11 protein-coding genes are annotated in these 14,488 nt (G+C 59.9%); 5 read left to right on the plus strand and 6 right to left on the minus strand.

What is annotated here, in order from left to right:
- From galU to cysQ, 4 genes are all read right to left on the minus strand, one after another.
- Positions 1-894 (minus strand): UTP--glucose-1-phosphate uridylyltransferase GalU, encoded by an 894-nt coding sequence (gene galU / locus AKV04_RS12235; RefSeq protein ID WP_054006692.1) that lies wholly within the window; start codon positions 892-894, stop codon positions 1-3.
- Between the two features lie 174 nt (positions 895-1,068).
- On the minus strand, positions 1,069-2,271 hold the full coding sequence (locus tag AKV04_RS12240) for a glycosyltransferase family 2 protein (protein WP_054006693.1): 1,203 nt from the start codon (positions 2,269-2,271) through the stop codon (positions 1,069-1,071).
- On the minus strand, positions 2,268-3,056 hold the full coding sequence (locus AKV04_RS12245) for a 3-deoxy-manno-octulosonate cytidylyltransferase (protein WP_054006694.1): 789 nt from the start codon (positions 3,054-3,056) through the stop codon (positions 2,268-2,270). The genes AKV04_RS12240 and AKV04_RS12245 overlap by 4 nt, the downstream gene beginning before the upstream one ends.
- On the minus strand, positions 3,053-3,847 hold the full coding sequence (gene cysQ, locus AKV04_RS12250) for a 3'(2'),5'-bisphosphate nucleotidase CysQ (RefSeq protein WP_054006695.1): 795 nt from the start codon (positions 3,845-3,847) through the stop codon (positions 3,053-3,055). The genes AKV04_RS12245 and cysQ overlap by 4 nt, the downstream gene beginning before the upstream one ends.
- 136 nt (positions 3,848-3,983) lie before the next feature.
- Here cysQ and AKV04_RS12255 point away from each other — a divergent pair, with 136 nt between their 5' ends.
- The 4 genes from AKV04_RS12255 to dnaJ all read left to right on the plus strand — a co-directional run bounded on the left by AKV04_RS12255 (position 3,984) and on the right by dnaJ (position 8,763).
- A complete protein-coding gene (locus AKV04_RS12255; protein WP_054006696.1) occupies positions 3,984-4,805 on the plus strand; it encodes an ABC transporter permease in 822 nt (273 codons plus the stop codon).
- Positions 4,802-5,428 carry an SH3 domain-containing protein gene (locus AKV04_RS12260; protein ID WP_054006697.1) on the plus strand — a complete coding sequence of 209 codons (627 nt, stop codon included), beginning with the start codon at positions 4,802-4,804 and terminating at the stop codon, positions 5,426-5,428. The genes AKV04_RS12255 and AKV04_RS12260 overlap by 4 nt, the downstream gene beginning before the upstream one ends.
- Before the next feature lie 208 nt (positions 5,429-5,636).
- Positions 5,637-7,544 (plus strand): molecular chaperone DnaK, encoded by a 1,908-nt coding sequence (gene dnaK / locus AKV04_RS12265; RefSeq protein WP_054006698.1) that lies wholly within the window; start codon positions 5,637-5,639, stop codon positions 7,542-7,544.
- A gap of 70 nt (positions 7,545-7,614) precedes the next feature.
- Positions 7,615-8,763, plus strand: coding sequence for a molecular chaperone DnaJ (gene dnaJ / locus AKV04_RS12270; protein WP_054006699.1), 1,149 nt, complete (start codon positions 7,615-7,617; stop codon positions 8,761-8,763).
- Positions 8,764-8,787: 24 nt separating this feature from the next.
- Here the strand turns inward: dnaJ and AKV04_RS12275 are convergent, their stop codons facing one another.
- Together AKV04_RS12275 and AKV04_RS12280 are read right to left on the minus strand one after the other, a co-directional pair.
- Positions 8,788-10,320, minus strand: a complete 1,533-nt coding sequence (locus AKV04_RS12275; protein WP_054006700.1) for a trimethylamine methyltransferase family protein — start codon at positions 10,318-10,320, stop codon at positions 8,788-8,790.
- On the minus strand, positions 10,317-12,341 hold the full coding sequence (locus AKV04_RS12280) for an oxidoreductase (RefSeq protein ID WP_054006701.1): 2,025 nt from the start codon (positions 12,339-12,341) through the stop codon (positions 10,317-10,319). The genes AKV04_RS12275 and AKV04_RS12280 overlap by 4 nt, the downstream gene beginning before the upstream one ends.
- A 120-nt stretch (positions 12,342-12,461) precedes the next feature.
- Between AKV04_RS12280 and AKV04_RS12285 the strand changes: the two genes are divergently transcribed.
- Positions 12,462-14,486 (plus strand): CocE/NonD family hydrolase, encoded by a 2,025-nt coding sequence (locus AKV04_RS12285; RefSeq protein ID WP_054006702.1) that lies wholly within the window; start codon positions 12,462-12,464, stop codon positions 14,484-14,486.
- Positions 14,487-14,488 lie beyond the last annotated feature (2 nt).

Consider the following 14,488-nt stretch of genomic DNA (forward strand, 5'->3'; position numbering starts at 1 on the left):
TTACTGCGCCGCTTTTTGCAATGCGATCATGTCGTTCAGGTAGGCACCGAATTCCTCACGCAGATCGGGGCGCGCAAGACCAAACGCCACCGTCGCTTGCAAGAAGCCGGCTTTCGAGCCGCAATCATAGCGCTGGCCACGGAAGCGATAGCCGTAGACCTTGCCGGACTTGGTTTCCTCAGCGATGGCGTCGGTCAGCTGAATCTCACCACCCGCGCCTTGTTTCATTTTGTTCAGGTTGCTCAGCACCTTGGGCGTCAGGATATAACGGCCAATCACCGCGAGATTAGACGGCGCATCCTCGGCCTTGGGCTTTTCAACCATGCCCTTGGCCAGCACGATTGCGCCCATATCCTCGGCAATGTCCAACACGCCATAGGATGAGGCTTTGTGCGGCGGCACTTCCATTGCCGCAACCATATTGCCACCGGTTTGCTCGTAAGCTTCCATCATCTGCTGGAGGCAGGGCTTTTCGGCCGCGATCACGTCATCGGGCAGCAGCACGGCGAAAGGCTCATCCCCGATCAGACGACGGGCGCACCAAACGGCGTGGCCAAGGCCCAAGGGCCGGGTTTGACGCAGATAGGCAATCGCGCCGGAATCCATGTTGGTTTCCTTCAGGATCTCCAACAAATCATCTTTCCCGGCTTTGCGCAGGGTGTTTTCCAGCTCGGGTGAGTGATCAAAATAATCCTCAAGCGCGGATTTGCCGCGCGAGGTGACGAAGATAAACTCTTTGATGCCCGCCGCACGCGCCTCATCAATCGCGTATTGGATCAGCGGCCGGTCCACCAGCGTCATGATCTCTTTCGGGATGGATTTGGTGGCTGGCAGGAATCGTGTGCCCATACCGGCAACCGGGAACACTGCTTTCGTGACTTTTTTGATCTTCATTTGCCCAATCTTTCGCGCAGCCTAAGCATTTTTGTTATCTTCAGCCTACCGCAGAAATCTTAACAGAACAATCTGTCTACGATGCCTAGGGCGGGTGTCGAGGTGTAGCAGTACGCCTTTACAACGCCCGTTGCGGGGAAAAGTTGCATGGATGCAGCAAATTTCCGCCGCCGCTTAGGCGATTGGGCGATATCGGGCAAGACGCGCGGCTTCTTCTTTCACGCGTTTGCGGAACGAGATAAGCTGAAAGCGCGGCCCCTGCCGCGTCGATTGGCCAAAGATACCGCCTGTTTGCAGCCAGTAGCCCTCGGGTTGGAAGCTGAGTTTGTGCGGGCGGGCCGTGGGGGTGAATAGGAAAACCGTGGTGATGGCCGCGGTGATGGCCGTAGCTTCGGCCAACAGGCGGCGCTTTTGCCAGAACCGCCCGGCGAGGATTTTGCCGGGGCGCGGGCCTGTGGTCAGCGGTTGTAGAGGTGTGGTGGCTGCGGAGAGCGGTGGCAGTGCTGCGAAGAGATGGGCCAGCCCCTCGGCCCAGCCTTGGGTGAGGCTGGTGAGCAGGGCAAGCTCAGCTTTCGCGTCAATGCGGCCAGCGCGGCGATGCTCGGCGATGCGAGCGGATTCTCGCAGGGATAGAGCCTTTAGCGCAGCACCCATGTCAGCTTCGGGCGCGTGGCGGCGTAGGAAAATCGCGGTGCTGGCGGCGATGTCATGCAGGCTGAGCGGCACGCGATTTGCGGCGCGGCGGGTGCTGGCGAGATAGCCGTGATGCACCTGCGCGCCGGGAATGATCGCGGTGAGGCCGGAGAGGCGCAGGTTCACATCGGCTTCGTCGAGGTAAAACCGATAGGCCGGATCGAAACCCCCGATTGCCAGCAAAGCATGGCGGCGGAAGGCGCAGTTGGTGCCTTGGGTTTTGACCGCGCGCTTCGGGGTGTTTGGGCGCAGCGCCGGTTCGGTGATGGTCAGCGGGTGATCTTGGCCGAATTGATCAACCTCGCAAGCCTGCCATTGGTAAGAAATGCCGTTGCGGCCCCGGATAAAGCCCGTGCTGGCGGTCACTTCTGGATCGGCAAAGGCCGCAGTCAGCCGCGACAGCCACGTCGGTTCTGCCACCGCATCATCGTCGATGAAGGCTACGATGGAAGCAGCGGCCACTGCCAACCCGGCATTGCGGGCGGCGCTGATGTTGGTCTCGTCAAACGTCACGCATTTCAGCGGTAGTTTCAGAGTTTTAGTTTGCCGGATGCCATCGGGATCGGCCACCACGATCAGCTCAAAATTTGGGTGATCCTGCTGGGTTAGAGCCACAATGCAGCGCATCAGCGCCGCCGGACGGTGGCGGCTGACGACGATGACACTGATGGGGGCCGTGGTCATGTAAGCGCTGCCAACGCTGCCTCGATCACCGGCACGTCGGAGGGGTTGTTCAACTCCCAAAAGGTCAGACCCTTGCCATCAACCTCTACGCAAAGCACTTGCCGACCATTTTCAAGGAAGCGGAGTTGTTCCAGACCCTCAAGCGTCTCGAGCGGACCGATGGGCCAGCTTGGATAGCCAGTCAGCGCCGCGGGACGGTAGGCGTAGACGCCGACGTGGTGGAAAACCGGGGTGGGCTCGTCATCGGCATAGACGCGCCCGGTGAAAGGAATCACCTCCTTCGAGAAATAGAGGCCCCGCATTCCGGCACCAAAAACCGCCGTGGTGCCGCCGACCCGCCCCGCACGACGATCCGCCAGAAAACCATTCAGCGCGCGACCATCGCAGCGCAGCACCGGGGTGGCAATGTCGGCTTCCGGGGTAGCACGCAGCCCAGCGATGAGGTCTTCAACGAACCATGCAGGCGTCAACGGCGCGTCGCCTTGCAGGTTGACGATCACCTTATACCCCGACAACAAGGCCGCCACTTCAGCGCACCGTTCGGTGCCGTTTCGCGCGGTGGAGGAGGTCATAATCACCTCAGCCCCGAAGCCCGTCGCATGGTCGCGGATGCGGTCATCATCCGTCGCCACCACCACGCGGGCAATGCCGCGCACGGCCATTGCGGCTTCCCAACTGCGGCGGATCAGGGTCTTTTCGCCATCCGGGCCTTTCAGCGAAACCAAGGGCTTGCCGGGGTATCGCGCGCTGGCGTAGCGGGCGGGGATGGCGAGAAGCACGCTCATTTTTGCAAAATCACGCCGGGAGCGTAGGCGATGAAGAACGGGTTGTCCCAGCCTTGCTTGCCGTAAGCGAGCGGCGTCTGATCATCAAAGCGCACCACATGGCCGCCCGCGCCGCGCAAGACCGCATCGCCTGCGGCGGTGTCCCATTCCATGGTGCGGCCAAGGCGGGGGTAAAGATCGGCTTCGCCCGTCGCCACCAGACAGAATTTCAGGCTGGAGCCTGCGGATTTCATATCCTTGCAGGCGTATTTCGCGATGTAGTCATCGGTTGCCGCATCGCGGTGGGACTTTGAGGCCACCACCATCAGCGCGGTATTGTCGGGCTTGGAGACGGAAAGCGGCGTCACCGGGCCTGCCACATCCTTAGCGAAGGCCCCGGTTTCTTCCACCGTCGAACCATCCGCTCGCGTATAGAACAACCGCCCCTGCGCCGGCGCATAGACCACGCCGCGCAACGGCACACCGTTCTCGACATAGGCGATGTTCACCGTAAAATCGCCACGCCGTTGTACGAATTCTTTGGTGCCATCCAACGGATCAACGATCAGGAAGGTTGAGGCCGTCAGCGCATGGCTATCGGCCTGCTCTTCGGTGATCAGCACCACATCCGGGAACGCAGCGCGCAGCCCAGCCGAGATGATCGCATCGGCAGCCTCATCGGCCTCGGTCACCGGGCTGGCATCGGATTTCGACTTCACCGCGAAATCGGGGCCATTGTAGACCTGCATGATGCGGTCGCCTGCTTCCAGTGCCAGACGGCGGATGACGGGGATCAGATGGTCAAAGTTCATAGGCTCTCCTGACAAGCGCGTCATCGCATTGCCGTGTTGTTGATTAATTCAGACATCGCCTTTATCATCGCTTGCAAAGGGAACAGCAAGATTTCCTGCGCTATAATGGGCTTCGCCCAAACATGAGGTTGCGGTAATGTTTCGCCCGGAAGTCAAGCGCACCAAGGTGACCAGCGGTTTCGCCATGCTGGAGCTGATCTTTCACGCCGCCGTGCGCAACGTGCGCAAGCAGCACGGCAATGCGGTGATCGGGCTGCTGATGAGCATCATTCAATCGGTGCTGATGGTGGTGATCATGGTGTTCATGTTCGACCTTTTACAGATGCGCGGCTCGGCTTTGCGTGGTGATTTTGTGCTGTATATCATGTCGGGGGTGTTCAATTTCGCCACCCATGCCAAAACCCTAAGTGCGGTTTCAAAGTCAGACGGGCCAACCTCGGCGATGATGAAGCACTCGCCGATGAATACCATCGTCTCTATCGCATCTGCGGCGCTTGGCGCGCTGTATCTGCAAACGCTTTCAGCGGGCTGCATCCTATTCTTTTATCACACGTTGTGGACTCCGATCACCATTTACGACCCGATCCCGGTGATCGGCATTTACATGCTGTCTTGGGCCTCGGGCATTGGCGTAGGGATGATTTTCAAGGCCGCAACCCCTTGGCAGCCCGAGTTTTTCAGCATTGCGACCTCAATCTACGCCCGCGCCAATATGATCTTTTCTGGCAAGATGTTCTTGGCCAACACCATGCCGTCCAGTCGCTTGCACTATTACACATGGAACCCGCTGTTTCATTCGATTGACCAAACACGCGGCTATATGTTTCAGAATTACCACCCGCATAACAGCTCGATCGAATACACCATCTGGGTGACATTCGTGCTGATCGTGATTGGGCTGATGGGTGAGAATTTCACGCGCAGGCATGTCTCGGCCAGTTGGGGCGCCGGACGATGAAGCGGCTGGCGCTGTGTCTTGGCCTGCTGTGGCCGGGCTTGGCAGCTGCGCAGGTTTTGCCAGCGCTGTATGATGTGGCCGGGGTCGCGGGTGATGATGTGCTGAATGTTCGGGTAGGCCCAGATGCCGATAGCGCCGCCATGGGCAGCTTGTCGCCCAATGCCAAAGCGGTTGAGGTTGTGGCGCTAAGCCCGGATGGCAAATGGGCGCAGGTCAATGCGGGTGAGGGGGCGGGTTGGGTGGCGCTGCGGTTTTTACACAAGCAGGATCGCCCTGACTGGTTTGCATTGGAATACAGTCTGGAATGTTCCGGGACCGAGCCGTTCTGGACCTTATTCGTTGACCCGCCCACCAAATCGGTTCACCTCAACACTCCTGATGCAGAAGGGCCCGAACTGGATATAAAAGCCAGCTGGCCGGGCACTGCGGCCCAACCTATCGCCGCCGTGCAATACGCCAGCGAAGACGCCAGTGGCATCGCCGTGCTGCGCGGGCAGGCCTGTGCGGATGGGATGTCTGACCAAAGCTTTGGCATCAGCCTTGATCTGTTTCAGGCGGCAAGCCCCGATCAGCCCGCGCAAACCCTGCATGGTTGCTGTCGTTTGGCGCCTTGGGCACCCTGAAATCCGCCCCCTTAAACCAAACCCGGCAATTTTTCCGATCATTGATTAGGTTTTACCCCCCACGCAGCGCTTGCAGGGTCAAATCAGCCTGCCTATATACGCCCAGAAGCCGGAAACGGGCAGTAGCCCTTCCGGGTCTCATGGGATCGGGACGGAATGCCTGTTTGGGTTCCGCACCACAACATCGCCGAAGGAAAGGGACCTACTTATGGCCAAAGTCATTGGGATTGACCTCGGGACGACCAACTCTTGCGTCGCCATCATGGACGGATCGCAACCCCGGATCATCGAAAACTCGGAAGGCGCGCGCACCACGCCGTCTATCGTCGCCTATACGGAGACAGAGCGTCTGGTCGGCCAAGCTGCCAAACGGCAGGCTGTCACCAACGCCAGCAACACGATCTTCGCCGTCAAGCGTTTGATTGGTCGTCGGCATGACGATCCGGTTATCGTTAAAGACCAGAAGAACATGCCCTACAAGATCGTCAACGGTGGCAACGGCGATGCTTGGGTCGAAGTGCGCGGTGAGAAGTATTCCCCGGCGCAGGTTTCGGCTGTCATCCTGCAAAAGATGAAAGAAACCGCTGAAAGCTACTTGGGCGAAACCGTCACCCAGGCCGTGATCACGGTGCCTGCCTATTTCAACGACGCGCAACGCCAAGCCACCAAAGACGCGGGCCGCATCGCCGGTCTGGAAGTGCTGCGCATCATCAACGAGCCGACCGCAGCTGCTTTGGCCTACGGTCTGGACAAAAAAGAAGCCCGCACCATCGCGGTTTATGACCTTGGCGGCGGTACGTTCGATATCACCATTCTGGAAATCGACGATGGCTTGTTTGAGGTCAAATCCACCAACGGCGACACCTTCCTTGGTGGTGAAGACTTCGATATGCGCATCGTCAATTACTTGGCGGATGAGTTCAAGAAAGAGCACGGCGTTGATCTGTCCTTGGACAAGATGGCGCTGCAACGCCTGAAAGAAGCTGCCGAGAAAGCGAAGATCGAGCTTTCGTCCAGCCAGCAGACTGAAATCAACCAGCCGTTCATCTCGATGGACAAAAACACCGGCCAGCCGCTGCACTTGGTGGTCAAGCTGACCCGTGCCAAGCTGGAATCTTTGGTCGATGATCTGGTCAAAAAGTCGATGAAGCCCTGCGCTGCTGCGTTGAAAGACGCTGGCATCTCTATCGGCGACATCGACGAAGTGGTTCTGGTCGGCGGTATGACCCGGATGCCGCGCGTTCTGGAAGAAGTCACCAAATTCTTCGGCAAAGAGCCGCATAAGGGTGTGAACCCGGATGAAGTCGTGGCCGCTGGCGCTGCGATCCAAGCAGGTGTGCTGCAAGGCGACGTCAAAGACGTTGTCCTGCTCGACGTGACTCCGCTGTCCTTGGGCATTGAAACCCTTGGCGGCGTGTTCACCCGCCTGATCGACCGCAACACCACGATCCCGACCAAAAAGTCACAGGTGTTCTCGACCGCCGAAGACAACCAGAACGCCGTGACTATCCGCGTGTTCCAAGGCGAGCGCGAAATGGCAGCCGACAACAAGATGCTGGGCCAGTTCAATCTGGAGCACATCCCGCCGGCCCCGCGTGGTTTGCCCCAGATCGAGGTAACGTTTGATATTGATGCCAACGGCATCGTGTCGGTGAAAGCCAAAGACAAAGGTACTAACAAAGAGCAAGCGATCACCATTCAAGCCTCGGGCGGCCTGTCCGACGAGGATATTGAGAAAATGGTGAAAGACGCTGAGGCTAATGCCGAGTCGGATAAAGAACGTAAAGAGCTGGTGGAATCGAAGAATCAGGCCGAAAGCCTGCTGCATTCGACCAAACGCTCGTTGGCGGAACACTCCGACAAGGTTGATCCTTCGACCGTTGAAGTGATCGAACTGGCAATGTCGGCGCTGGAAGATGCGCTGGCGACTGAAAATGCTGGCAAGATCAAGGGCGGCATCCAGAACCTGACCGAAGCGGCGATGAAGCTGGGCGAGGCGATCTACAAAGCCTCGGCAGACCAAGCCGACGGTAAGGATGAGGATGATCAGCGCGGCGTGGATGAAGACATCATCGACGCTGACTTCGAAGATCTCGGGAACAACAAGCGGAAGTAAGCCGCCAGGAACGAAAACAGGGCGGCCCAGCTAAGGGCCGCCCTGCCGCGTTCCCGTGAAGGGGTTTTGCATGGCAAAGCGCGATTACTACGACATTCTGGGTGCCTCGAAGGGTGCTTCCGCCGAGGATTTGAAGAAGGCTTACCGGGTGAAAGCGAAAGAGCTTCACCCCGACCGCAATTCCGACAATCCCAACGCCGAAGCCCAGTTCAAAGAACTGAACGAAGCCTATGAGGTGATGAAAGACGCCGATAAAAAGGCGGCCTACGACCGCTATGGCCATGCGGCCTTTGAAGGTGGCATGGGCGGCGGCGGTCAACGTGGTGGCTATGCGGGCGGCAATGGCGATTTCGCAAGCGCCTTCTCGGATGTGTTCGAAGATCTGTTCGGTAACTTCACCGGTGGCCGTGGCGGTGGCGGGCGCTCGCGCGCCCAGCGTGGGTCTGACCTGCGCTACAATCTGCGTGTCAGCATGGAAGAAGCCTTTGCGGGCGTTCAGAAAACCATCAACGTGCCAACCTCTGTGACCTGTGACATCTGCCACGGCACCGGGGCGGAAGGCGGTGCTGAACCCGTCACCTGCCCCACCTGCTCCGGCATGGGCAAGGTCCGCGCGCAGCAAGGTTTCTTCACCGTGGAACGCACCTGCCCCACTTGTAACGGTGCGGGACAGATGGTGAAAAACCCCTGCAAAAACTGCGCAGGGCATGGCCGGGTTGAGAAAGATCGTTCGTTGTCGGTCAACATCCCGGCAGGGGTGGAAACTGGCACCCGCATCCGTTTGGCGGGCGAAGGCGAAGCCGGGATGCGCGGCGGCCCGTCGGGTGATCTCTACATCTTCATCGAGATGAAAGAGCACGCGATTTTCCAACGCGACGGCGTGCATCTGTTCTGCCGCGTGCCGATCACTCTGGCGACGGCGGCTTTGGGTGGTGAGATCGAAGTGCCCACGATCGACGGCGGAAAATCCCGTGTCAAAGTGCCTGCGGGCGCGCAAACCGGCAAGCAAATGCGCCTGCGCGCCAAGGGCATGCCCGCGCTGCGTGGTGGTGGCTCGGGCGATATGGTGATCGAATTGGCGGTGGAAACCCCCGTCAACCTGACCACGCGCCAGAAAGAAATCCTGCGCGAGTTTGATACGCTGGCGACGGATAACAACCCGGAAGGCTCGTCGTTCTTCTCCAAAGTCAAAGGCTTTTGGGACGGAATGAAAAGCTAAATCAAGGCGGGCAGCGATGCCCGCCTAATTCATTGGCGCACCGCCTTCTTCTTTGCGCCGCGCCACAAAAGCCGCCAAAGCCTCATCAATCGCAGGGTCCAGTGGTGGCTGCTCGTACTCCACAAGCAGTTGTTTCCACACCAGATTGGCTCGCTCGCGCGTCTTGATGCCACCCTTGCCCAGCCATGTCGTATGGTTGTCCCAATTCGACAGCAGCGGCGTGTAGAACGCCTGTTCATAACGGCTCATCGTGTGTTCTGATCCAAAGAAATGCCCGCCCGACCCCACTTCACGGATCGCATCGAAGGCCAAGGTCGCCTCATCCACCACCAGCGGCTTGAAATATTCCTGCATCATTTGCAGCATTTCGGCATCGACAATCAGCTTCTCAAAACTCGCCGTCAGCCCGCCATGCAGCCAGCCAGCCGCGTGTTCGATCAGATGTGCCCCGCCCATCATCGCGCCCCATAGCGACATCTGGGATTCATACGCCGCCTGCGCATCGACCTCATTCGCCGCATTCACATTCGACGACCGGAACGGCACCCCAATCAGCCGCGCGAGTTGTCCCGAAGCCTGCGCCGCCTTGGTATATTCCGGCGTGCCGAACGCAGGCGCACCGGATCGCATATCGACGTTTGAGGTAAACCCGCCATACATCACCGGCACCCCCTTTCGCACGATCTGGGTCAAAGCAATCCCCACCATCGCCTCGGCATGCTGCATCACCAACGCCCCCGCCAGCGTCACCGGGCTCATCGCGCCTGCCAAGGTAAACGGGGTGATCACCACCACCTGACCAAACTCTGCCATCATCATCAGCCCTTCGGCCATCGGAATATCCAACTGCAACGGCGAGTTGGTGTTGATGATACCTAGCAGACAGGGCCGATCCCGCAGCCCCTCTGGCGTGGTGCTCAAACTGATCGCCGCCATCTCGATACCATCTAGGGTGCGCTGCTGGCCCAAAGTTTCCGTCTGCCAGTTCTTGTCCAACAGCTGGATTTGCGCATGAAAACAGTCGAGGTAACGGGTATTCGGAGGCAGATCCATCGGCTCAAACGGATTGCCGCCGCTTTGGTGGATCACGTTCAGGCTTTGCACCAGCTTCAGATAATCCTGCATTTCGGCAAAGGTGCCATTCCTGCGACCGCCATCATTGTCCATCACATAGGCCGGCCCACCGACCGAGGCGAACACACAATCCGCGCCACCGAACCGCAGGCTCCGCGCCGGATTGCGCGCCTCCAGCCTAAAGCTACGCGGCACCGTCGACAGCAAACTGCCGACCAAATCCGCATCCAGCCGCACCGTGTCACCCGAAACCTCTGCTCCCGCCCGTGCGAACAAGTCCCGCGCGCGAGGCTCCAGCACCGCCATGCCAATCTCGGCCAGCACCCGCAGGGCGGAGTTGTGGATCGCCATGACATGATCCGTCGACAGCACTTCGGTGGGCGCGTAGGGGCGCGGCACCTGCCCGAATGGCGTTTGATGTAGCGTGCCCATGGTGCGCGGGCCACGGGTAGCGCTGCGTTTGCGCGGGGCGGAATCGGTCATAGCAATCCTTTCAACGGCGGTTTTTCGCGCCGCAACACAGGCTCCACTGCCGCGCCAAATCCCCGCGCAAAGCGGTGCGCCGAATAGACCGCATCGGCGATGGAGGATGGTTGCAAACAGTCCCCCACGCGTGAAACGGCAATGCCAGCGGCCATCAATGGCGCATAAAGATCATCCACGGGCAGCCGCCCCGTCACTGCAATCAGCGTCCCGCAAAAGCGTTCTGTCACGCGTCCAGTATAGGCGCAGGCCAACCGCACAACCCCAGCCGCCTGCCCGACCAGCAGATGCGAGGCGACAATCTCGACTCCTGCCTCCAGCAACTGCGTTTGCACAAAGCCTTGCTCATCCGTCAGCGCTGTCCAGCTTGAGGCCATCGCATGGGGGGTCACATAGCAAACCGGATGCCCTTGCGCCCGCAGCCGTTCCGCCAGCGCCCCGCCCATGAAATAATGCTCGTCATCATAGATCACCGCCGGGCCATTTACCGTAGCCCCCGCAAAAACATCATCAGGCGTCAGCGACTCAGGCAAATCCAACACCTGCATCCCCGTCACCCCCACACCATCCCGCCGCCAGCGCGAGCCTGTTGCCAGCACCACATGATCCGCGCCGAAATCGACAATGTCGCCCGCCGTCATCTCGCTACCCGGATAGACCTGCACATTGTCCAGCTTGCCGATCATATGCGCCCGCCAATCGCGCACCCGGATCCACGTTCCCAAACCGGGCAGCGTCGATTCCCGCAAAATCCGCCCGCCCAACGCGCTCCCAGATTCAGCCAAACTCACCTCGGCCCCACGCCGCCCCAAACTCAGCGCCGCCTCTAGCCCCGCTGGCCCAGCCCCCACCACCAGCACCTTTTGCCGCTTTGGCAGCACCGCAATCCGTTCAGGATGCCAGCCCTGCCGCCACTCCTCGGCCATCGTCGGGTTTTGCGTGCAGCGCAGATGCACCGCCTCGTTGTTCGCGGCACGGCACATATTGCAGCCGATGCACTCGCGGATCTCATCGGCCCGACCTTCGCGGATTTTCAACGGCAGAAACGGGTCGGCGATGGAGGGCCTTGCTGCCCCGATGAAATCCTGCACGCCACGCTTGATCTGCGCCACCATCGTCTCGGGTGAGGTGAACCGCCCAACCGAAACCACCGGCTTCGTGGTCAAGCTTTTCACAAACGCCACATAAGGCTCCTGAAATCCCTCACCGCTGAACCGCGCCGATTTGCTGTCATTGCCCAGCGCCCCTGCGATGTTCACATCCCACAGGTCCGGCAGTTCCGCGAGCATCTCAATCACCTCGCGCCCCTCGCCTGCGCTGGTGATGCCGCGCGGACCGTGCAATTCGTCCACCGCCAACCGCACCGCCACCGCACAAGTATCGCCAACAGCTTCTTTGGTATCCTCAATCATCTCACGCAGCAGCCGCGCCCGATTCTCCAAGCTGCCGCCATAGGCATCCCCACGGGTGTTGCTGCGGCCTGACAGGAACTGAAACGGCAGATAGTCGTGCCCGGCGTAGACGTAAATTATATCAAACCCAGCCCGCTTGGCCCGCAGTGCCGCGTCGCGCTGCCATCCGCGAAACGCCTTAATATCGCTGGCATCCATCGCCCGCGCCGTCGTCGGCAGATGGAACATCGCCGGTTGAATGTCTGGCGAAATACCCGGTACACGTGTCATCCGGTTCGACGCATGTGCCCCACCATGCCACAGCTCAATCCCTGCCAGACTGCCATGCGCATGGATCGCATCGGCGGTCAGCGCCAGCGCTGGAATGTCGCTGTCATCCCACAAAGTCAGAAAGCCATGCGGGCTGTCGTCCGAGGTCGGATGGATCGAGCAATACTCGGTGCAGACTACGCCCCAGCCGCCTTCTGCCTTGATCCCGCGCAACGCCGCCCCGGCTTGTGGGCGTTGCCAGCCCAAACCAGTGGCGTGCGGAGTCTGGTAAAACCGATTCGGCGCAGTGACCGGCCCGATCTTCACAGGCTCAAACAAGATCGCGTGGGTGGGGTCCATCATCGCCTCAGTGTTGAATGATCGTATAGTATTAGTGTATTTATCTATGCGTCAATGCCCTTAAATTTATGTTGCCAAACGCAATCGTCTTGTTAAATTATCGTTCAACAAGAGGATAGCATGACGCAAATTCAAACCGAGTTCCCGCATCAGGTGCAGATCGTCGAAACCCTCTGGGTGCCGTTGCCGGATGGCACGCAGCTGGCGGCAAAGCTGTGGCTGCCCGTTACCGCACTGACGGAGGCGACTCCGGTTCCGGTGCTGCTGGAATACCTGCCATATCGGTTGCGCGACGGCACCCGCACCCGCGATCAGGGCCTGCATATGTATGTGGCAGGGCATGGCTATGCCTGCATCCGGCTGGACATTCGCGGCACGGGCGACTCCGAGGGGATCATCACAGGCGAATATACCGAGCAGGAACAGCTTGACGGTGTCGCCGCGATAGAATGGTTGGCGCAGCAACCGTGGTGCGATGGGCAAGTGTCGATGATCGGCATTTCTTGGGGCGGCTTCAATGGCTTACAAATCGCCGCCCGTCAGCCCGCCGCGCTGAAATCTATAATCACCGTGGGGTCAACCGACGACCGCTACGCAACCGATATTCACTGGGTCGGCGGCTGTCTTTCCAAAGACAATTTCGACTGGTCCGCCACGATGTTTTCCGGCAACGACCTGCCGCCTGATCCGCAAATTGTCGGTGAGGCGTGGCGCGCAATGTGGATGCAGCGCATCCAAGCCAACCAGCCGTGGATCATCGAGTGGCTGCACCATCAGCGCCGCGATGATTACTGGAAACAGGGTTCGATCTGCGAGGATTTTTCTGCCATCACAATCCCGGTCTATGCCATCAGCGGCTGGGCCGACAATTACTCCGAAGCCGTGCCGCGCCTGCTGGCGAACCTGACAGGCCCCCGCCTTGGCCTGATCGGCCCTTGGGCGCACAGTTACCCGCACGAAGTCACTGTTGAGCCCGCCATCGGCTGGCTGCAAGAACTGGTGCGCTGGCTGGATCATTGGACCAAGGCCATCGACACCGGCATGATGGATCAGCCGATGTATCGCGTCTGGATGCAGGACCATGTGCCGCCGCAAACCTGCTATCTCGAACGCCCCGGTCGTTGGGTGGCTGAAGACATTTGGCCCTCACCCCGCATCCAACCCGAACGGCTAACCCTTGGCACGCACGGCGTTCTAGGTGGCACGGGTTCCGGCACCCAACACATCTGCTCGCCGCTCTGGGTCGGCCTGACTGCCGGAGAAGTCGGCCGCTACGGCAACGATGCCGACTGGCCCACCGATCAGCGCGAGGATGATGGCGGCTCGCTGGTATTCACCACCGCGCCCCTGCTTGAGGCCAAAGAGCTCCTCGGCGCGCCACAACTGCACTTGCGCTTCTCCAGCGACAAACCCCAAGCCCTCGTCGCCGTCCGCCTGAACGATATCGCCCCCGATGGCCGCTCTACCCGCGTTAGCATCGGCCTGCTGAACCTGACCCACCGCGACAGCCACGAACATGCCGCAGCCCTGATCCCCGGCCAAACCTACATCGCCACCGTTGACTTAGACGACATTGCCCACGCCTTCCCGCCCGGCCACCGCATCGCAGTATCAATCTCCACCACCTACTACCCGATCGCTTGGCCCTCACCCGAGCTTGCCACCCTCACCATCCACCTCGGCGAAAGCCACCTAGAACTCCCCATCCGCCCCGCAAACCCCAAAGATGCCACCCTCCCCACCTTCGGCCCCGCCATCCGCGCGCCACAAACCCCGCACATCTATCACCCGGTCGAAAACCCACCGAAGCGCCGTGTCACCCGAGACCTGCTGTCGGGCAAAATGACTGTCGATTTCCCGCGCTGGACCTATTCCAAAACCATGCCCGACATTGGCCAAACACAAACCGCCACAGGTATCATCAGCCACGAAATCACCGACGGCGACCCGCTCTCTGCCGTCACCCTCACCGACTACCGCGTCACCATGCAGTTCCCGCAAACCACCATTCACCACCATTCCACCGGGCGGATGTCCTGCACCGCCACCCATTTCCGCGTCGAGCAAACCCTGAAAATCCACGAAGCCGACACCCTGATCTTCGAGCGTACATGGGATGAGGAGATCGCGCGTGACATGGTCTGACC

The organism is Cypionkella psychrotolerans (assembly GCF_001294535.1).
Lineage (GTDB): Bacteria > Pseudomonadota > Alphaproteobacteria > Rhodobacterales > Rhodobacteraceae > Cypionkella > Cypionkella psychrotolerans.

What these genes read in the sequence shown, in the direction of transcription:
- galU (WP_054006692.1), bottom strand. Translation starts at nt 894, where the DNA reads ATGAAGATCAAAAAAGTCACGAAAGCAGTGTTCCCGGTTGCCGGTATG.
- AKV04_RS12240 (WP_054006693.1), bottom strand. Translation starts at nt 2,271, where the DNA reads ATGACCACGGCCCCCATCAGTGTCATCGTCGTCAGCCGCCACCGTCCG.
- AKV04_RS12245 (WP_054006694.1), bottom strand. Translation starts at nt 3,056, where the DNA reads ATGAGCGTGCTTCTCGCCATCCCCGCCCGCTACGCCAGCGCGCGATAC.
- cysQ (WP_054006695.1), bottom strand. Translation starts at nt 3,847, where the DNA reads ATGAACTTTGACCATCTGATCCCCGTCATCCGCCGTCTGGCACTGGAA.
- AKV04_RS12255 (WP_054006696.1), top strand. Translation starts at nt 3,984, where the DNA reads ATGTTTCGCCCGGAAGTCAAGCGCACCAAGGTGACCAGCGGTTTCGCC.
- AKV04_RS12260 (WP_054006697.1), top strand. Translation starts at nt 4,802, where the DNA reads ATGAAGCGGCTGGCGCTGTGTCTTGGCCTGCTGTGGCCGGGCTTGGCA.
- dnaK (WP_054006698.1), top strand. Translation starts at nt 5,637, where the DNA reads ATGGCCAAAGTCATTGGGATTGACCTCGGGACGACCAACTCTTGCGTC.
- dnaJ (WP_054006699.1), top strand. Translation starts at nt 7,615, where the DNA reads ATGGCAAAGCGCGATTACTACGACATTCTGGGTGCCTCGAAGGGTGCT.
- AKV04_RS12275 (WP_054006700.1), bottom strand. Translation starts at nt 10,320, where the DNA reads ATGACCGATTCCGCCCCGCGCAAACGCAGCGCTACCCGTGGCCCGCGC.
- AKV04_RS12280 (WP_054006701.1), bottom strand. Translation starts at nt 12,341, where the DNA reads ATGGACCCCACCCACGCGATCTTGTTTGAGCCTGTGAAGATCGGGCCG.
- AKV04_RS12285 (WP_054006702.1), top strand. Translation starts at nt 12,462, where the DNA reads ATGACGCAAATTCAAACCGAGTTCCCGCATCAGGTGCAGATCGTCGAA.